The following is an 18,867-nucleotide window of genomic DNA, read 5'->3' on the forward strand; positions in this document are numbered from 1 at the left end:
TGCGCAGACCGCTGCTGAAGAGGGGGAAACACCATGTCCAAGGTCGACTTCTACTTCGACCCCGCCTGCCCGTTCGCGTGGATCACCTCCCGCTGGATCCTCGAGGTGGAGCAGCTCCGGGACATCGACCTGCGCTTCCAGGTGATGAGCCTGTCGGTGCTCAACGAGCACCGCGAGATCGAGCCCTGGTACCGCGAGTTCTGCGACCGCGCCTGGGGCCCGGTGCGGGTCTGCATCGCCGCCGCCCAGCTGCGTGGCGACGAGGTGCTGCGCGACCTGTACACGGCGCTGGGCACCCGCATCCACAACGGCGGCAACAAGGACTACGACGCCGTGATCGCCGAGGCACTGGCCGAGCTGGGCCTGCCCGCCGAGCTGGCCGCCGCCGCGCACAGCACCGACTACGACGAGGAGCTGCGCAAGAGCCACCACCGCGGCATGGACCCGGTCGGCGACGAGGTCGGCACGCCCACCATCCACATCGACGAGGTGGCCTTCTTCGGGCCGGTGCTGACGTCCATCCCGCGCGGCGAACGCGCCGCCGAGCTGTTCGACGCCGCCCGGGTGCTGGCCGGATTCCCGCACTTCTTCGAGCTCAAGCGCAGCCGCGACGCCGAGTTCGACTTCAGCTGACCTGGGTAAACTACCGTCACGTGAGCGAGCCCACCCGGCAGCGGACGCTGTGGCAGCGCGGCATCGCCGCGCCGGTGCGAGCGTTCCTGCGGACCGAGTCGGCGAGCGCCGGCGTGCTCGTCGCGGCGATCGTGGCCGCGCTGGTCTGGTCCAACGTGGACACCGGCTCGTACGAGACGGTGTGGCGGCTGCCGCTGTCGGTGCGGCTCGGCGGCCTCGAGGTCGTCGAGGACCTGCGGGGCTGGGTGAACAGCGGACTGATGACGCTGTTCTTCCTGGTCGTGGGCCTGGAGGCCCGCCGCGAGTTCGACCTGGGCGACTTCCGGGACCGGCGGCGGTTCCTGCTGCCGTTCAGCGCCGGCCTGGTCGGGCTGGCGCTGCCGGCGGTGATCTACACCGTGGTCAACCTCGGCGGGCCCGGCGCGCACGGCTGGGGCGTGGCGATGTCCACCGACACCGCGCTGGCGTTGGGCCTGCTCACACTGCTCGGCCGGGGCGTGCCGGACCGGGTGCGGGTGTTCCTGCTCACGGTGTTCGTCGTCGACGACCTGGTGTCGCTGCTGGTGATCGCCATCGCGTACAGCTCGCAGATCCGGGTCGTGCCGCTGGTGATCGCCATCGCGGTGTTCGTGGTGCTGGTCGCGCTGCGGATCGTCGGCGTGCGCAGCGGGTTCGCACTGGGCGGGCTGGGAGTCGTGTCGTGGCTGGCGTTGCTGGAAAGCGGCGTCGACCCCGTGGTCGTGGGGCTCGGCGTCGGCCTCGCGACGTCCGCGTACACGCCGGCCCGGGACGACCTGGAGCGCGCCACCGGCCTGTTCCGCCTGTTCCGCGAGCAGCCGACCGCTGAGCTGGCGCGCGAGGCCACCCTCGGGCTGAACCGAAGCCTATCGCCGAACTCCCGGCTGCAGAACATGTTCCACCCGTGGACCAGCTACGTGATCGTGCCGCTGTTCGGCCTCGCCAACGCCGGCGTCGCCATCGACGGCGGCTTCCTGGTGCGGGCGTACACGTCGCCGGTGACGCTCGGCATCATCCTCGGCTACGTCGCCGGCAAGCCCATCGCCGTGTTCGGCACCTCGTGGCTGATCACGCGGGGCAGCCGCGGCCGGATCCGGCCGCCCGTCGGCTGGCTCGCCGTCGCCGGCAGCGGCACCATCGCCGGCATCGGCTTCACCGTGTCGCTGCTCATCGCCACCCTTGCCCTGCGCGGGCCGGAACTCGACCAGGCCAAGGTCGGTGTGCTGTCCGCCGTGCTGCTGTCGTCGTTCGTCACCGGGGCCGTGTTCCGGGTCGTGCGTTTCCTGACGCCCAAGCAGAAGGCCCTCGCCCTGCTCGGCACCTCCTCGCAGCTCATCGATCTCGTCGACGAGGTCGATCCGTCCCGCGACCACATCCGCGGTCCCGCCGACGCGTCCGTCACCGTCGTCGAGTACGGCGACTTCGAGTGCCCCTACTGCGGTCTGGCTGAACCGGTCGTCCGCGACCTCCTCGCCGACACCGATCTCCGTTACGTGTGGCGGCATCTGCCGCTGACCGATGTGCACCCCCATGCCCAGCTCGCCGCCGAGGCCGCCGAGGCCGCCGCCGCGCAGGGGGCTTTCTGGCCCATGCACGACCTTCTCATGCAGCGCCAGGACAACCTCCGCGTCGCCGAGCTCCTCTCGTACGCCGAGGAGCTCGGCCTGGACCGCGACCGCTTCCATGACGACATCAAGCGCCACCAGTTCGAGGCCCGCATCGCCCAGGACGTCCAGTCCGCCGACCTCAGCGGCGTCTCCGGCACGCCCACGTTCTTCATCAACGGCCAGCGGCACTACGGCTCCTTCGACCTCGCCACCCTGACCGCCGCCGTGAAGACCGCCCGGGCCCGCGCGGTGATCGAGAGTCACCGCGGCGTCTCCTAACCGGAAACCGGTTGCTCCGGGTGCCTAGCCTCGAAGCATGGAGCGGTGCTGTGTGACGACGTCGATCCCGTACGTGAACGGGTCGCCGCACATCGGGCACGCGCTGGAACTGGTGCAGGCGGACGTGTTGGCCCGGCACCGGAGGCAGCGCGGCGACGGTGTGTGGTCGCAGACGGGGACGGACGACAACGCGCTGAAGAACGTGCGCAGCGCGGAGGCGGAAGGGATCCCGGTCGCGGACTACGTGGCGCGGATGGCGGACCGCTTCGTGGCACTGAACTCGGTGCTGGACCTGTCGTTCGACGACTTCGTGCGGACGAGCGTGGATCCGCGCCACCGGCCGACGGTGGAGCGGGTCTGGGCGGCGTGCGCGGCCAGCGGCGACTTCTACCGGAAGTCCTACACGGGCCTGTACTGCGTGGGCTGCGAGGCGTTCGTCGACGGCGACTGCGCCGAGCACGACGAGAAGCCGGAGCTGGTCGAGGAGGACAACTGGTTCTTCCGGCTCAGCCGCTACGGGGACCGGCTGGCCGAGTTGATCGCCGGCGACGTGATCCGCATCGAGCCGGCGACGCGGAAGCGGGAGGTGCTCGCGTTCATCGCCGGCGGGCTGGCGGATTTCAGCGTCAGCAGAAGCGTCGCCCGGGCCCGCGGCTGGGGGATCCCGGTGCCGGGGGACCCGGATCAGGTGATCTACGTCTGGTTCGACGCGCTCGTCAACTACCTCACCGGCGCGGGCGATCGCTGGCCGGCGGCCGCCGAGCGGATCCACGTGATCGGCAAGGGAATCATCCGGTTCCACGCGGTCTACTGGCCGGCGATGCTGCTGTCCGCGGGCCTGCCGCTGCCGACCAGGATCCTGGTGCACTCCTACCTCACGGCCGGCGGCCGCAAGATCGGAAAGTCGCTGGGCAACGCGGCGGATCCGGTGGACATCGCCGGCCGCTACGGCACCGACGCGCTGCGCTGGTGGCTGTTGTCGGACGTGGCCCGCACCGGCGACACCGACTACTCGGACGCGCGGCTGGTGGCCCGGCTCAACGAGGACCTCGCCAACAACATCGGCAACCTGGTCAACCGCACGGTGTCCATGGTGGCGAAGTACAACAACGGCGCAATTCCCTTTGCTGACAAGGACAATCCGGTTGCGGCGGAGCTGCGCGCCGCGCGGGCGGCGGCCGCGGAGACCATCGACGAGGCGTTGGCGGCGTTCGACTTCCGGCCCGCGGTTGGGGCCGTGCTGCACATCGGCGACGCGGGAAACCGTTACGTGCAGGCGACAAAGCCCTGGCAGCTGGACCCGGCCGAGCGGGACTCGGTGCTGGCCGAGTTGGTGGCGACCTGCCGTGACATCGCCGCGCACCTCGCGCCGTTCCTGCCGGTGGCGGCCCGGCGCATCGCCGACCAGTGCCATGGAGTGGTTTCCCGGCCCAGTCCGGTGTTTCCGCGAATTGTCGGACCCTCGCCCTAGCATCGCGGGCATGGACATCGACTACGCCTCGCCCGGAGTGTTCACCACCGTGTCGCCGGAGCAGGTCCCGCTGACCCTGGACCTGCCCGACGACCCGGTGGGCATCTGCGCGGCGGTCCAGCCGCTGTTCATCCAGCCCGCCGACGCCCCGGCCGCCGGCGTGCCGGAGGAAAGGCTGGTGGAGCGCGACATCCGGGCCGCCAGCGGCTTGATCGACGGCCTGACCGCCGTTGATCCGGCCCCGCTGCACGTGCCGAGGCCGCCGGACAGGCGCGTGGTCGGCACCTGCAGGCACTGGGCCACGCTCGCCACCGCGCTGCTCCGGCAGCGTGGCATCCCGGCGCGGGCCAGGTGCGGCTTCGGCACGTACTTCGTGGCAGGCAAGAACGTCGACCACTGGGTGATCGAGTACCGCGACGGCGACCGATGGGTGCGGGTCGAGGTCGAGCACCTCGACCGTCCGTACGTGCCGTCGTCGCGTGACCTGCGGCCCGGCGCCTTCCTGACCGGCGGCGAGGCCTGGCAGTGGTACCGGACGGGCGAGGTGGACGGCGACCTGTTCGGCGTCCACGGCGTCGAACACGCCTGGGGCGTAGGGGAAATCCGGGGCAACCTGATCCGGGACCTGGCCTCGTTGTGCAAGGTCGAGACCCTGCCCTGGGACGAGTGGGGACGGATGGACGACTCCTACAAGGGCCGCACCGGCGAGGACTTCGACCGGCTCATGGACCGGGTCGCCGACGCCTGCGCCGCCGACGACCCCGCCGCCGTCTACCGCACCGAAGACCTCGCCGTCCCCGAGGAGGTGATGCGCTAACCCCCGCGAGTCCCGCTCTCCGTCACACCGAATCACGCCCTGGGGCACACCCCGATGCAGGGAAGGACGCCTTGCCTGCATTCACCGCAGGTAAGGCGTCCTTCCCTGCATCAACGCTGCACCCGGTAGGTCAGGTGGGTGACGCCCTCGCCCTGCACGATCGTCGGGTCGGACAGCCGCACGGGGCTCTTGGCCAGCTCGCCGAAGAACGGGATGCCCTTGCCGAGCACGACCGGCACGAGGTCGACCTGGACGGCGTCGAGCAGCCCGGCGTCCAGGCACTGCCGCACGATGGTGGGGCTGGCCACGGCGACGTTCCGGTCGCCGGCGGCGGCCTTGGCCTGCGCGACGGCGCTCTCGATGCCGTCGGTGACGAAGGTGAACGGCGCGTCGGGGTGCGGCCAGTCGGTGGGCTCGGTGTGAGTCACGATGAACACCGGCACCCCCATCGGGTGCGTGCCGCCCCAGCCGCCGGTCAGGTCGAACAGCCGCCGGCCGCCGATCAGCGCGCCGATGGTGGCCTGGCCGTGCCGGATCACCCCGGCGCTGGCCTCGGAGACGCGGAAGGTGGCCCACTCGACGGCGGTCGGCACGGTCACGTCGCCGCTGCCGTACCAGCCGAAGACGTGCTCGATGCCGTCGTTGGCGTCGGCGATGAAGCCGTCGAGCGACATGGACATGTTGGCGATGACCTCGGACATCTCGTGCTCCCTGGTTCGTGGTCGTTGTTGCTGGTCAAAGCCTCGCCTCTGGGGGTGGCCGATAGATCTGCCAGGTGGCCGAGATGGCCGATCGGGGTGGCCGATGCCGCCGTGCCTGGCAGGATGACCAGGCATGTCCGTGACCTACCTGACCGCCGACCTCGATCCACTGGGCGCGGCCGGGCCGAACGATCCGGCACAGGCGTCGCGAAGACGGCTGGAGCTCCTGCTGGACGCCACGAAGGCCGCCTTCGCCGCGCCCGAGGACGCCGTCGACCGGGCGGAAGAGCTGCGGCGGGAGTTCGCGGACGACCCACAGGCCGGGCGCCTGCGCATCGCCCTGCACACCGGCGAGGACGGCGACCCGGCGGCCCGCCGCGCGCGGCACCTGTGCGAGATCGCCAACGGCGGCCAGACCCTGCTCTCCGCGGCCACCGCCGCCGAGCTGCCAATGGGCCTTGTCGACCTGGGCGTGCACCGACTGCGGGACCTGATGTCACCGATCCGCCTGTACGCGCTCGGCGACGACCGGCCGCCGCGCTCGCTGGACCAGGTGCCGAACAACCTGCCGGTGCAGTTCACGACCTTCGTCGGGCGCCACGCGGAGCTGTCCGCGCTGCGCACCCTGCTGCTCGGCGAACGGCTGATCACGCTGGCCGGCCCGGGCGGCAGCGGCAAGACCCGGTTGGCCGCGCAGCTGGCGGCCAACCACTCCGAGTACTGGCCGCAGGGCGCCTGGTGGGTGGACCTGGCCGAGATCACCGAGCCGGCGCTGGTCGCCGACGCGGTGGCGGACGCCGTCGGCGCGCTGGTCGGCTCCGGGCGGCTCGCGCCGCAGCTGCGGTCCAGCCGGCTGCTGCTGTGCCTGGACAACTGCGAGCAGGTGCTGGACGGCGTCGCCGACCTGGCGGCGGAGCTGCTGCGCGGCTGCCCCGAGGTGACGGTGCTGGCGACCAGCCGCGAGCTTCTGGGCATCCCGGGCGAGGTCGTCTGGCGGGTTCCGCCGATCGCTGCCGACGAGGCGCTGGCGCTGTTCGTGGAGCGGGCGCGCCTGGTCGTGCCGGGTTTCGAGCCGGACGACGCGGGCCGGAAGGCCGTGGCCTCGATGTGCGAGCGCCTCGACGGCATGCCGCTGGCCCTGGAGCTGGCCGCGGCCTGGCTGCGCACGCTCACCCCGCAGCAGATCGAGGCTGGCCTCGATGACCGGTTTGCGCTGCTCACGAGGGGTCCGCGCGGCGTCGCCGGCCGGCAGCAAACGCTTGCGGCCTCGGTCGAGTGGAGCCACGACCTGCTCGACGACACCGAGCGAACGGTGTTCCGCCGCCTCGCCGTGTTCCACGGCGGCTTCACCCTCGACGCTGCTCGCGCCGTCTGCGATTGCGACGTGCTGGCGACGCTGGCCGGACTGGTCGACAAATCGCTCGTCGTCGCCGAGGACGGTCGCTACCGCCTGCTGGAGACGATCCGCGAGTACGCTGCCGCGCGCCTGCGCGAGGCCGGCGAGGACGAGGCGACGCGGGATCGCCACCTCGACCACTTCCTCGCCTACGTCGAGGCGGATTCCTCGCCGGAAAAGGATTCCTGGCGGATCCGGATGCAGGCCGAGCACGGCAACCTGCGCGCCGCGCTCGATCGGGGCCTCGCCGCCGACGACCCGACCAAGGGCCGGCGGCTCGCGGCCGGCCTGCCGTGGCTGTGGCACCTGCACGGCCCCGGCCACGAAGGCATCGAGTTCCTGCGTCGGGCCGTGGACCGTGCCCCCGACGACACGTCGCCGCTGCAATCCCGGCTACTCACCGGCATCGCCCTGGTCGAGGACGTCGCCGGCCCCGCCGACCTCGGTTTCGACGCCGTGGAACGGGCCCTGAAGTTCGCCGCCGACGAGCGCGACCGCGGCCTGCCCCTCGTGTTGCAGGCGGTCCGCCGGATGTTCGCCGACCTGGACGGCGCGCACCGGCAGAGCGAGGCGGCCCTGCGCTCGGCGGAGGCCTCCGGCGACGAGTTCGTCCGCGACGCATCCCTTGCCCTGCAAGGGATGCTGTTGCACCTGCGGGACGACCACGAGCGGGCGGTGCCGCTGCTCGCGAGCTCCGCCGCCGAGTTGCTGCGGCGCGGCGACCGGGGCGTGGCGGCGACCGCGCTCGGCTTCCGCGCGGTCAGCGCCTTGGTGACCGGCGAGCTCGATCTGGCCCGTGAGGTCGCCGAGGAGGCCGTCAAGGTCGCCGAGCCGCTCGGCGACTACAACCGGGTCGGCACCACCCGCAGCGTGCTGGCGATCGTGCACGGCTTCACCGGCGACACCGACGCCGGCCTGGAGCTGATGGAGCCCATGCTCGACCTGGTGCGCAGTGCCGAGGTTCCGGTGGTCGTGCCGGGCCTGACCACCGCGCTGGGCAGCCTCTACCTGGCTCGCCGCGAGTATGACGAGGCCGAGCGCTGGCTGCGCGAGGCCGTGCTGCCGACCGAGCATCTCGCCTGCATCGCCGTCCAGTCGCTGCCGCAGCTGGCCGCCGCGCTCAGCGGACTCGACCGTCGTGCCGAAGCCGCCGCGCTGCTCGACCGTGCCGTCGCCATGGCCACCGAGCTGCGTATGCCTCGCGTCCTCGCCGACGCGTACGAGCAGCAAGGCCGCCTGCGCGACGACCTCGACCTGCACCACCAGGCCCTCTCCCTGCGCGTCGAGCACGGCCTGCGCACCGGCTGCGTCGACAGTCTCGACGCCATCGGCGCACTCACCGGCGCCGAGCACGTCCTCGCCGCCGCCACCGCCGCGCGGGAGCGGATGGGGTACCCAAGGCGGGATCCCGTGCCGCCACACGCCACGAATGACGCCCTGATGTCACTCGACGAGGCCGTCGAGTACGTCCGCCGCACCCGCGGGGCCCGCCAGCGCCCGTCCTCCGGCTGGCACAGCCTCACCCCGACCGAGCTCAGCGTCGCCAAACTCGTCGTCGCCGGCCTCAACAACCCCGAGATCGGGGCGAAGCTGTTCATGAGCCGCGGCACGGTCAAGACGCACCTGTCGCACGTCTTCACCAAGCTGGGCATAGGAAACCGGACCGAACTGGCCACGATCGTCGCGGGCAGGCTGGGCGACGAGGGCGCTTGAGCGGCCGGCCGAGCCGAGCACCCGCGACGGAGCCCGCCCTTGGCGACGTCGGCGAGGACAGTGCCGGCGGCGAGGACGGGGCCGGCTGCGAGGGCGGGCTGTCGGCGAGGACGGGGCCGGCTGCGAGGGCGGGCTGTCGGCGAGGACGGGGCCGGCTGCGAGGGCGGGCTGTCGGCGAGGACAGGGTCGTCGGTGAGGACGGGGCCGGCGGCGAGGACGGAGCCTGAGCGGCAGCCACCGCCCGGCCGCCGACACCACGCGGTCCCGTGTGGACCGTGCGTCGCCTCCCGGCGATCGAGTATCACCCTCCGTCACCGGACTAGGCTTCCCGACCGGCCCGACACCGCGTCGGCGCGGAACACCCGTTCCGAGTGTTGCCACTGAGGGGACCGATGACCGAGAAGTCGCCCGAACGCCTGGTGTTCTTCACCGACGCCGTGGTCGCGATCGCGCTGACCCTGCTGGTGCTGCCGCTGACCGAGGTGGTGCCGGAGGTCGTCGCGGCGCACGGCGACCCGATCGAGGTGATCACCGGCCACCTGTCCCAGATCGGCAGCTTCCTGCTCAGCTTCGTGGTGATCGGCCGGCAGTGGATCGCTCACCACCGGCTGTTCGAGCTGGTCAGCGGCTACAACACCGCGCTGTTCCTGACGAACATGGTGTGGCTGCTCTCGGTCGTCGTGATGCCGTTCGCCACGCAGATGGTCGGCGGCTTCGCCACCAACGAGTTCACCTCGCTGTTTTACATCGGCACGATCCTGGTGAACAGCGGCTGCCTGTCCGTGATGACGCTGCTGGTGCGGTCCGACCCGGCGTTGCTCAGGGAGGGCGCGAACTTCACGGACCGCTGGCTGTTCAACACGATCGGCACCACCGTCGCAGTGGCCGGCGCCGCTGTCCTGGTGCTCATCGTGCCCAGCGTCAATTACTACTCACTGCTGCTCCTGATGGTGCCGCCGGTGGTGGCCCGCCTGGTGCACCCGGACGCGCCGAAGCCCACCCAACTGTCCGAATAGGACTCAATCGCGGGCCCGTCCGGTGGTGGCCCGCGCCAGCAGCGTCGCCTCCATGGTGACCGGGTCCGGGTCCGCGCCGGGCTCGTCGTGTTGCGCCGACAGGAGTTCCGCGACGGCCGCCGAGCCGAGATCGGCCAGCGGCGCGGCCATCGTGGTCAGCGCGGGAGTGGAAAAGCCGCCAACCTTGGTGCCGCCCCAGCCGGTCACGCTGGTCTGCTCGGGAATGCGCACGCCCAGTTGCAGCAGGCGCGCCACCACCCCCATCGCCATCTGGTCGTTGAAGCACAACACGGCGGTGGGTAAGGGTTTGCGGACGAGGTCGTCCGCGACGGCGCTGCCGCTCTCGTACGACGCCGGTCCCATCGGCTCGACCGTCAGGTCGATGCCGGCGGCCGAGGCCGCGTCGCGCAGCGCGGCCAGCCGGTCGTGCGCCACCCACGAGTTCTCCGGGCCCGGGTAGTAGGTCGCCGCGGTGTGCCCGAGGTTGGCCAGGTACTGGGTGAGCAGCCCCATCGCGTGCGGCGCGTCCACGAGCACGCTGCGGTGCCCCGGCACCTGCCGGTTGACGAACACGATCGGCTTCAGTTCGCTGACCGACGCGATCTGCTCGTCGGACAGCAGCGAGGAGAACACGATCAGCCCGTCCACGTCCTTGGCCAGGGCGTGCAGCAGCTTCTCCTCGTCGGCTGCGCTGTCGTCGCTGTCGGCCAGCAGCGCGGCCAGGCCGTGCTCGCGGGCCCCGTGCTGGGCGGCCTTGATCATCTCCGGGAACAGCGGGTTGGCCAGGTTGGGCACCACCAGCCCGATGTTGGCGGTGCGGCCGGTGGTCAGCGAGGCCGCGTTGCGGTTGGGGGAGTAGTTCAGCCGCTCGGCCGCGACGTGCACCTTGCGCCGCGTCTCGTCGCGGAACAGCTCCGGCCGGGTGAAGACCCGGGACACCGTGGAGACCGAGACGCCCGCCGCCCGCGCGACATCGCGAATCGTTGCTCGCGGCAATGTGTTCCTCTCGCCCTGTGGCCACCCCCTCAGATCCAGTCTAGGACAGCGGGCGACGCCGTGCCCGGATCCTTGACAAGGCCGCGACCCCGGCACATTCTGAACCGTCCGTTCGGTCGGTTAACAGTGGAGTCGACGATGGCGGCAGGATGGGGCGCGGCGCCGGCCGCGGAGGAGCTGACGGCGGCCGAGCGGCTCAGCCTCGACGAGCTGCGCGCGCTCCAGCTGAGCCGTCTACAGTGGACACTGCGGCACGCGTACCAGAACGTGCCGTTCTACCGCAAGAAGTTCGACGAGGCCGGCGTCCGGCCGGAGGACTGCCGCGAGCTGTCCGACCTCGCCGGCTTTCCGGTCACCACCAAGCACGATCTGCGCGACAACTACCCGTTCGGCATGTTCGCCGTGCCGCAGGAGCAGGTCCGGCGCATCCACGCGTCCAGCGGCACCACCGGCAAGCCGACCGTCGTCGGCTACACCGCCGAGGACATCGACACCTGGGCGACGGTGATGGCGCGGTCCATCTTCGCCGCCGGCGGCCGCCCCGGGCACAAGGTGCACGTGGCGTACGGCTACGGACTGTTCACCGGCGGGTTGGGCGCGCACTACGGCGTGGAAAAGCTGGGCTGCACGGCCATTCCCGCCTCCGGCGGATTGACCGCGCGCCAGGTGCAGATCATCACCGACTTCCGGCCCGAGATCATCATGGTCACCCCGACGTACATGCTCACGCTGCTCGACGAGTTCGAGCGGCAGGGCATCGACCCGGCGACCAGCTCGCTGCGGGTCGGCATCTTCGGCGCCGAGCCGTGGACCGAGAAGATGCGCGCCGAGATCGAGCAGCGCGCCGGCCTGCACGCCGTCGACATCTACGGGCTGTCCGAGGTGATGGGGCCCGGCGTGGCGCAGGAATGCGTGGAGACCAAGGACGGGCTGCACGTCTGGGAGGACCACTTCCTGCCCGAGGTGATCGATCCCGTGTTCGGCAACGTGCTGCCCGACGGCGAGACCGGCGAGGTGTTGTTCACCTCGCTCACCAAGCAGGCGCTGCCGATCATCCGGTACCGCACCCGGGACCTCACCGCCCTGCGGCCCGGCACCGCGCGGCCCGCGTTCCGGCGGATGGACAAGGTCACCGGCCGCAGCGATGACATGATCATCCTGCGCGGCGTGAACGTGTTTCCCACCCAGATCGAGGAGATCGTCCTCGGCACCGCCGGTCTGTCCCCGCACTTCCAGCTGCGGCTGAGCCGTCGGGAGCGGATGGATCACCTGACGGTTGTCGTCGAGGCCCGCCGCGACGCGGCCGCCGACCAACGCGCGGCCGCCGTGGCGGAGATCGTCGGCCGGGTCAAGGACGGTGTCGGTGTGACGGTGGCCGTCGAGGTGGTGGATCCCGAGACGCTGGAGCGGTCGGTCGGCAAGCTCAAGCGAGTGATCGACGAACGCCCGAAGGACTGAGCGCCGACGGGAAGCCGCCGGCGGCGTGAAGATCGTCCTGCGCTGAGCAGCCCCCGAATCAATCCAACCAGAGGTGGCCGACAAGATCCGGTGGGCGAGGTGTCGGCGCGCCTGCGTCGACCGGACTTGTCACCCCAAGTCGCTAGGATTGATTCGGGGGCTGCTCATTTCGGCCTACGCCGCATCGGTCAGCGGCCGGTCCGGCCGTCGATGAGCTCGCGCAGGATGTCGGCGTGGCCGGCGTGCCGGGCGGTCTCCTGGAGCAGGTGGGCGAGCACCCACCGCAGGTTGACGGCCTCGTCGGTGAGCAGGCACAGGTCGTCGAGGTCCGCGGCGATGACGATCTCGTCGACAGTGGTCCAGGACTGCCGGTACGCGGCGACGGCCTCGGCGAGGTCGGCGTAGGCGGCGCTCACGGGGAGAGGCCGGCCGGCGAAGCGGTGGGAAACCCACAGCAGCTCGGCCCACGCGAGGTGCTCGACGAGCCAGAGCAAGGTGGTCTCGGACGGCACGAGCCGCCGCTGTTCGTCGCCGGCGGACAGGTCGGTGACCTTCCGCACGAGGCTGTCCCGCTGATACTGCAACAGCGCGAGCAGCGTCTCCCGCTCGCCGAGGGCGAAACGCGGTGGCTTGAGGTCGGCCATGTCGGAATACTACGGCCGTGGATCGCGACTTCGTGCTGACCGAGTTCGACCGCCAGATCCGCCGCGCCGGCGGCGAGGTGCTGATCGAGGACGACTGGGTGGGCGTGGTCGCGACCGACCTCGACGAGCACACGGCGGATGCGGCTATCGCGGAGCACGTGGCGAGGTTCGCGGGGCTGGGCCGGCCGTGGGAGTGGAAGCACTACTCGTACGACAGGCCGGCGGACCTCCCGGACCGGTTGCGCAGGGCCGGGTTCACGGCGGAGCCGACGGAAACGCTGCTGGTGGCGGTGATCGACGAGCTGCCGACGGAGGTGGTGCTGCCGCCGGGTGCCGAAATCGTCCCGGTGACCGACAGCGCCACCGCCGAGATGTTCGTGCGGGTCCACGATGAGGTGTTCGGCGGCGACTACGCGGCGGTCGGTCGGAAGCTGTTGGCGGACACCGAGAACCAGCTGGGCTTTGTCGTCGTGGCGGACGGCGGACCGGTCTCGGCGGCACGGATCGAGTTCAACCACGGCACCGAGTTCGCCGGCCTGTGGGGCGGTGGAACGCTGGCGAGCTGGCGAGGCCGCGGGCTGTTCAAGGCGCTGGTGGCCCATCGCGCGAAGCTGGCCAAGGCCAAGGGATTCCGCTACCTCCAGGTCGATGCGTCCGACGACAGCAGCCCGATCCTGCAGCGCCTGGGCTTCGCCCAGCTCGCCACGACGACGCCGTTCGTCCACCCGTGATCTCAGCGGCGACATCCCGCCACAGCTGCCGAACCGTGGCCTCACGCCACGCATCGAACGGGATGCCGTAGCCGAGGTCGCACCACAGGTCGGCGTTGCACTGTTCATGCGCGTCAAAGGGTTCCAGGAACACGGCTGGCGTCGCCGATCACAGGGAGTCCAGCGGCGTGCCCTCGATCACGACTGCAGCTCCGTCAGCGCCTTGCGCAGGTGCAGCGAGGTGATCTTCACCAGCGCCTCCCGGTCCGGCCCCGAGTAGCCGCGCGGGTCACCCTCGACCAGCATGATCAGATACAGATACGTGCGGTAGAGCGCGAGCCGCCGCCGCGCGCTGTCGTCGAACACGATGCCGCCGTATCCGTCGAGGAACGCGGGGTCGTCCTCGATGCTGGCGAACAGCGCCAGCGACACCATCTCCGCCAGCGGATCGCCCCAGAACGCACGCTCGCCGTCGACGATGCCGGTGATCCGCCCTTCGTGCAGCAGGATGTTGCCCGGCCACAGATCGAAGTGCACCAGCGCCGGCGTCGCCACGTCGTCCAGCGCATACGCGTTCGCCCCGATCAGCTGCCGGATCTGCGTGACCGAGCGGGGAAGCGGCGTGTCCCAGTGGATCGCGTCGTCCAGCACCGCGTCCAGCATGGCGAGGAACGCCGGCCGCCAGCTCGCGTGCATCTTCCCTTGCGGGTAGCCGAATTCCGTGCCGGTGACCCGGTGCAGCGCGGCGACGAGGAAGCCCAGATCGCGGCGCAGCCGGTCGTGGTCGTGGCCGAGCGACTCCCGTAGCCCGTACCAGTTCGCACCGGGTAACTCGGTCATCAGCAGGAAATCGCTGTCGATCACCGACCGGGAGAAGTCGGCGTTGACCACGGCCGGCACCGGCAGCACGCCGGAAGCGGTGCGGTAGAACAGGGTCTCGGTGCGCATCAGGTCGCGTTCGTAGGACAGGCCCGGCATCGACGGATCCGGCGCGACCTTCAGCACCAGGCCCTCGCCGTCGGTGAGCCGGACGCGGTACGCCGTGTTGTAGCTGGCCTCGCTCAGCTGCGACCAGCTCGCCAGCCGGTTCGGCTCGATCCCGGACGCCGCGAGCACGCCCGCCAGCTGCTCGTCGTCCACGTGCCGCTGGTAGCTGTTGATGCTGGTCACGATGCCTCCCTGGCCTGCCGATGGATGGCGGCCATCAGCGCTGCGGTCCGTGGCGGAGGAAAGTTCGACCCCGCCACCGGACACGATTGCACGCTCTCGTGCCGGCTGAAGGTCGTAATGGCGAACGGGCGGGAACGCCTCGACGGTTTTCGTGCCGTCCGAGCGCTGGACGGCGGCAGCGCGTTGCCGGCGGGGTGGGAGATCCGGGCTTACTACTTTAAGTAGTCAAACTGTCACTTATAGCAGAGCTTGCCAGGGTAGGTTGATAAACCTACTGTTACTAGTCGTGGCTGAGCTCAAGGAGCTGTCGCCGGAAGTGGTCCGGGCCGGCGCCGACCTGCGGGTCGTCGTCGGACGGATCGCTCGCCGGCTGCGGCAGGCCCACGAGGTGGGCGACGTGACCCTGTCCGACGTGTCCGTGCTGGCCCGGCTGGACCGGGACGGCCCCAACACCCCCAGCGCGCTGGCCGAGCTGGAGCGGATCCGGCCGCAGGCAATGGGTGTCACACTGTCCGCTCTGGAGGGTCGCGGCCTGGTGACCCGTCAGGCCGACGGCAAGGACGGCCGCAAGCTGCTGACGTCGATCACCGACGCGGGCCGGACCATGTTGTCGGAGCGGCGATCCGCGAGCGTGCAGCGGCTCACCCGCGCGCTGGCCGAGGAGTTCACCGCGGCGGAGCGGCGCAAGCTGCTGGCCGTGCTGCCGTTACTGGACCGGCTGGCGGAGCGGCTGTGACCGCCACCAGGGAAGCGCCCGCAGTGGGCGGCCGCTACAAGTGGGTCGCCCTGTCCAACACCACCCTCGGCGTGTTCATCGCCACCGTCGACGGCTCGATCGTGATCATCTCACTGCCGGCGATCTTCCGTGGCATCGGCCTGGATCCGTTGGCGCCGGGCAACATCAGCTATCTGCTGTGGATGATCCTGGGCTACCTGCTGGTGTCCGCGGTGCTGGTGGTGGCGCTGGGCCGGCTCGGCGACATGTTCGGCCGCGTCCGCATGTACAACGCCGGCTTCGCCGTCTTCGCCGCCGCCTCCATCGCACTGTCGCTCGATCCGTTCACGGGCGGCCCCGGCGCGCTGTGGCTGATCGGCTGGCGCGTCGTGCAGGCGTTCGGCGGCGCGATGCTGACCGGCAACTCGGCGGCGATCATCACCGACGCGTTCCCGGCCAACCAGCGCGGAACCGCCTTGGGCATCAACCAGATCACCGCGTTGGCCGGTCAGTTCATCGGGCTGCTGGCCGGTGGCCTGCTGGCCGTGATCGACTGGCACGCCGTGTTCTGGGTGAGTGTCCCGATCGGCATTGTCGGCACGATCTGGTCCTACCGCAGCCTCCGGGAGATCGGCACGCCGCGACCGGCCCGGGTGGACTGGATCGGCACCGTCACGTTCACCGCCGGCACGGGCGCGATCCTCGCCGCAATCACGTACGGAATCCAGCCCTACGGCGGACATCCGACCGGGTGGACGAGCCCGATCGTCCTAGGTGGACCGGCGGTCGGTATTGCGCTGCTGGTGGTGTTCTGCCTCGCGGAGACGCGCATCGCGCAGCCGATGTTCCGGCTCGGCCTGTTCAAGGTCCGCGCCTTCGCCGCCGGCAACATCGCCGCGCTGCTCACCGCGATCGCCCGTGGTGGCATGCAGTTCATGCTGATCATCTGGTTGCAGGGCATCTGGCTTCCCCTGCACGGCTACGACTTCGAGTCCACGCCGCTGTGGGCCGGCATCTACATGCTGCCGCTCACGTGTGGATTCCTGGTGGCGGGCCCGGTTTCCGGCTTCCTGTCCGACCGCTTCGGGGCCCGGCTGTTCGCCACCGGCGGCCTGGTGCTCGTGGTGATCGCGTTCCTCGGCCTGCTCGCGCTGCCGGTCGACTTCTCGTATCCGCTGTTCGCGTTCCTGCTGTTCCTCAGCGGCGCCGGGCAGGGCATGTTCTCCGCGCCCAACACGTCCGCGATCATGGGCTCGGTGCCGGCGACCGACCGCGGCGTCGCCTCCGGCATGCGCTCCACGTTCCAGAACTCCGGCACCTCGCTGTCCATCGGCGTCTTCTTCTCGCTGATGATCGTCGGCCTGGCCGGCACGCTGCCGACCACGCTCAACGCCGGCCTCCAGGCCCAGGGCGTGCCGGCGGCCACCGCGCAGTCGGTCGCGTCGCTGCCTCCGGTGAGCACGCTTTTCGCCGCATTCCTGGGCAACAGTCCGATCGAGCACCTGCTCGGGCCCAGCGGCGTGCTGAAGGCGCTGCCGCCCGACCACGCCGCCGCCCTGACCGGCACGACGTTCTTCCCGGAGCTGGTGTCCGGCCCGTTCCACCAGGGCCTGGTCACGGTCTTCACGGCGGCTGCGATCATGGCCGCCGTCGCCGCGCTGGCCTCGTCGCTGCGGGGCCGAACGACCCGCTAGACCATGGCTTGCGGCGGGACGGAGCAACCCGTCCCGCCGTTCGGCGCAATCGACCGTTCACACTCTTGACTGGTATAGACCAATCCGATTGAGTGGGACGGCCCACGGAGGATGAGCGCCGGTGCAGCCGCCACTCCCGCCGCGCCCAGGAATTCCCCCGGGGGTCAACGCACCCCTGCGCGTCGAGGAGTGATCGGTTTGTCGTTACGACGATTCCTGGCGGGACTGGCCACCTTCGCCGTGGCCGCGACCGTCGCGGTCGTGGCCCCTGCCACCGCGAACGCGGCGACCTGCGCCGCCGCCTACAGCGCAACACAGGTCTACACCGGCGGCATGACCGCCTCGTACAACGGAGACAACTGGCAGGCCAAGTGGTGGACCCAGGGGGAGGCGCCGAGCACCGGCGGCTCCGGCGTCTGGGCCGACCAGGGCGCCTGTAGCGGCGGCACCGGCGGGGGAGGCGGTGGCGGCGGAACCACCTGCAACTACCCCGACTGGGTCGCCGGCACCAGCTACGCCACCGGCGCGATCGTGCGCTACCCGGCGAACGGCCAGTACTACCAGGCCACGCACGACAATCCCGGCTACGACCCCACCATCAGCACCTGGTACTGGTCGCCGTTCTCCTGCACCGGCGGGGGTGGCGGCGGTGGCGGTGGCGGGAACTCCGGCTTCGTGGTGAGCGAGGCCCAGTTCAACCAGATGTTCCCCAACCGGAACTCGTTCTACACCTACGCCGGCCTGACCGCCGCGATCGCCAAGTTCCCGGGCTTCGCGACCACCGGCAGCGCCACCACGCAGAAGCAGGAGGCCGCGGCCTTCCTGGCCAACGTCTCGCACGAGACCGGCGGCCTGGTCTACATCACGGAGATCGACAAGTCGGGCAACTACTGCGACACCTCGCAGTCCTACGGCTGCCCGGCCGGCACCTACGCGTACTACGGCCGCGGCCCGCTCCAGCTGAGCTGGAACTTCAACTACTACGCCGCGGGCAACTACCTGGGCCTGAACCTGCTGGGCAACCCGTACCTGGTCGAGCAGGACGCCTCGGTGGCCTGGCAGACCGGCCTCTGGTACTGGTTCACCGGGACCGGCGCCGGCAGCGTCACCTCGCACAACGCGATGGTGAACGGCAACGGGTTCGGCGCCACCATCCGCGCCATCAACGGCGGGCTGGAGTGCAACGGCAACAACACCGCCGAGATGCAGGACCGGGTCAACCTGTACCAGCAGTACAGCTCGCTGCTGGGCGTCTCCCCGGGTGGCAACCTCACCTGCTGAGACGGACAAAGGGAACGGGGCTTTCCTCGGGTGAGGAAAGCCCCGTTTCGCGTTCAGACCGCGGCGGGCTCGGGTTCGGGCTCCGGCGCGGCCGGTGTGCGCCGGCGGGTGAGGATCAGCCGGATCAGGCCCAGCACGACGGTGGCGACCGTCACACCGACCTGCGTCATGAAGTTGTCCACCAGCGGCGTGCCCACGGTCAGCGCCTGGCTCGTCAGGCTGCCGCCCAGCCCGTGGCCGTCGACCAGCAGCACCACCGGCGAGGCGGCGAACAGCATGATCAACGGCGGCTGCACCATCGGGCCGAACAGGTTGCGCCGCCGGACGAACAGCACGGACAGCACACATCCGGCGGCGAACGCGGCCTGGAACGGCACGCCGAGGCCGTGGTCGAAGGTGAGGTCCGCGTAAGCCCCGCCCGCGGTGGTCGCCAGCGGCAGCAGGATGGCGGCCCACCAGGGCAGACCCCATGGCCGGCTTTCGGCGGTCGTCTCGTCGTCCATGCTCCCTCTTCACATCGTCCCCGTCAGGGTAGAGACGCCCCGGGC

16 protein-coding genes are annotated in these 18,867 nt (G+C 70.7%); 11 read left to right on the top strand and 5 right to left on the bottom strand.

The features are described 5' to 3' along the window. The first annotated feature begins 33 nt into the window (after positions 1-33). From BCF44_RS36460 to BCF44_RS36475, 4 genes are read left to right on the top strand one after another with little or no spacing between them, the layout of a single operon-like run. On the top strand, positions 34-633 hold the full coding sequence (locus tag BCF44_RS36460) for a mycothiol-dependent nitroreductase Rv2466c family protein (protein ID WP_116179021.1): 600 nt from the start codon (positions 34-36) through the stop codon (positions 631-633). A 20-nt stretch (positions 634-653) separates the two neighbouring features. Further along, the gene (locus BCF44_RS36465; protein ID WP_116179022.1) at positions 654-2,537 is read left to right on the top strand and encodes a Na+/H+ antiporter NhaA; all 1,884 of its coding nucleotides are present in this window, start codon (positions 654-656) and stop codon (positions 2,535-2,537) included. A gap of 52 nt (positions 2,538-2,589) precedes the next feature. Continuing rightward, the gene (locus tag BCF44_RS36470; protein ID WP_246015986.1) at positions 2,590-4,008 is read left to right on the top strand and encodes a methionine--tRNA ligase; all 1,419 of its coding nucleotides are present in this window, start codon (positions 2,590-2,592) and stop codon (positions 4,006-4,008) included. A gap of 10 nt (positions 4,009-4,018) precedes the next feature. Further along, positions 4,019-4,825, top strand: a complete 807-nt coding sequence (locus tag BCF44_RS36475) for a transglutaminase-like domain-containing protein (RefSeq protein WP_170217939.1) — start codon at positions 4,019-4,021, stop codon at positions 4,823-4,825. Between the two features lie 110 nt (positions 4,826-4,935). Here the strand turns inward: BCF44_RS36475 and BCF44_RS36480 are convergent, their stop codons facing one another. Continuing rightward, entirely contained in the window at positions 4,936-5,526 is a 591-nt protein-coding gene (locus BCF44_RS36480; RefSeq protein ID WP_116179024.1) for a dihydrofolate reductase family protein, read from the bottom strand. Positions 5,527-5,659: 133 nt separating this feature from the next. On the opposite strand from BCF44_RS36480, the gene BCF44_RS36485 reads away from it, so the two are divergent. Together BCF44_RS36485 and BCF44_RS36490 are read left to right on the top strand one after the other, a co-directional pair. Further along, a complete protein-coding gene (locus BCF44_RS36485) occupies positions 5,660-8,635 on the top strand; it encodes a helix-turn-helix transcriptional regulator (RefSeq protein ID WP_116179025.1) in 2,976 nt (991 codons plus the stop codon). A gap of 392 nt (positions 8,636-9,027) precedes the next feature. Then, positions 9,028-9,651 (top strand): TMEM175 family protein, encoded by a 624-nt coding sequence (locus BCF44_RS36490; protein ID WP_116179026.1) that lies wholly within the window; start codon positions 9,028-9,030, stop codon positions 9,649-9,651. Positions 9,652-9,654: 3 nt separating this feature from the next. Here BCF44_RS36490 and BCF44_RS36495 read toward each other — a convergent pair whose 3' ends face one another. After that, positions 9,655-10,647: a LacI family DNA-binding transcriptional regulator gene (locus BCF44_RS36495; RefSeq protein WP_170217940.1), complete on the bottom strand. Its 993-nt coding sequence runs from the start codon at positions 10,645-10,647 to the stop codon at positions 9,655-9,657. A gap of 138 nt (positions 10,648-10,785) precedes the next feature. Here BCF44_RS36495 and paaK point away from each other — a divergent pair, with 138 nt between their 5' ends. Continuing rightward, positions 10,786-12,105, top strand: coding sequence for a phenylacetate--CoA ligase PaaK (gene paaK / locus BCF44_RS36500; RefSeq protein WP_116179028.1), 1,320 nt, complete (start codon positions 10,786-10,788; stop codon positions 12,103-12,105). A gap of 188 nt (positions 12,106-12,293) precedes the next feature. Here paaK and BCF44_RS36505 read toward each other — a convergent pair whose 3' ends face one another. Further along, a complete protein-coding gene (locus tag BCF44_RS36505; protein WP_116179029.1) occupies positions 12,294-12,749 on the bottom strand; it encodes a mycothiol transferase in 456 nt (151 codons plus the stop codon). Between the two features lie 17 nt (positions 12,750-12,766). On the opposite strand from BCF44_RS36505, the gene BCF44_RS36510 reads away from it, so the two are divergent. Continuing rightward, positions 12,767-13,480 carry a GNAT family N-acetyltransferase gene (locus tag BCF44_RS36510; protein WP_116179030.1) on the top strand — a complete coding sequence of 238 codons (714 nt, stop codon included), beginning with the start codon at positions 12,767-12,769 and terminating at the stop codon, positions 13,478-13,480. A 177-nt stretch (positions 13,481-13,657) separates the two neighbouring features. On the opposite strand, the gene BCF44_RS36515 is transcribed toward BCF44_RS36510, so the two are convergent. Beyond that, entirely contained in the window at positions 13,658-14,629 is a 972-nt protein-coding gene (locus BCF44_RS36515) for a phosphotransferase family protein (protein ID WP_246015988.1), read from the bottom strand. Positions 14,630-14,915: 286 nt separating this feature from the next. Here BCF44_RS36515 and BCF44_RS36520 point away from each other — a divergent pair, with 286 nt between their 5' ends. The 3 genes from BCF44_RS36520 (at position 14,916) to BCF44_RS36530 (ending at position 18,319) form a co-directional block, all read left to right on the top strand. After that, complete coding sequence (locus BCF44_RS36520) at positions 14,916-15,365, top strand: MarR family winged helix-turn-helix transcriptional regulator (RefSeq protein WP_211353374.1); 450 nt, start codon at positions 14,916-14,918, stop codon at positions 15,363-15,365. Next, on the top strand, positions 15,362-17,038 hold the full coding sequence (locus BCF44_RS36525; protein WP_246015990.1) for an MFS transporter: 1,677 nt from the start codon (positions 15,362-15,364) through the stop codon (positions 17,036-17,038). Before BCF44_RS36520 ends, BCF44_RS36525 begins: the two co-directional genes overlap by 4 nt. Before the next feature lie 198 nt (positions 17,039-17,236). After that, positions 17,237-18,319 (top strand): glycoside hydrolase family 19 protein, encoded by a 1,083-nt coding sequence (locus tag BCF44_RS36530; protein WP_116179155.1) that lies wholly within the window; start codon positions 17,237-17,239, stop codon positions 18,317-18,319. A gap of 53 nt (positions 18,320-18,372) precedes the next feature. Here the strand turns inward: BCF44_RS36530 and BCF44_RS36535 are convergent, their stop codons facing one another. After that, on the bottom strand, positions 18,373-18,822 hold the full coding sequence (locus BCF44_RS36535) for a DUF6542 domain-containing protein (RefSeq protein WP_116179032.1): 450 nt from the start codon (positions 18,820-18,822) through the stop codon (positions 18,373-18,375). Positions 18,823-18,867 lie beyond the last annotated feature (45 nt).

Source organism: Kutzneria buriramensis (assembly GCF_003387475.1).
Taxonomy (GTDB): domain Bacteria; phylum Actinomycetota; class Actinomycetes; order Mycobacteriales; family Pseudonocardiaceae; genus Kutzneria; species Kutzneria buriramensis.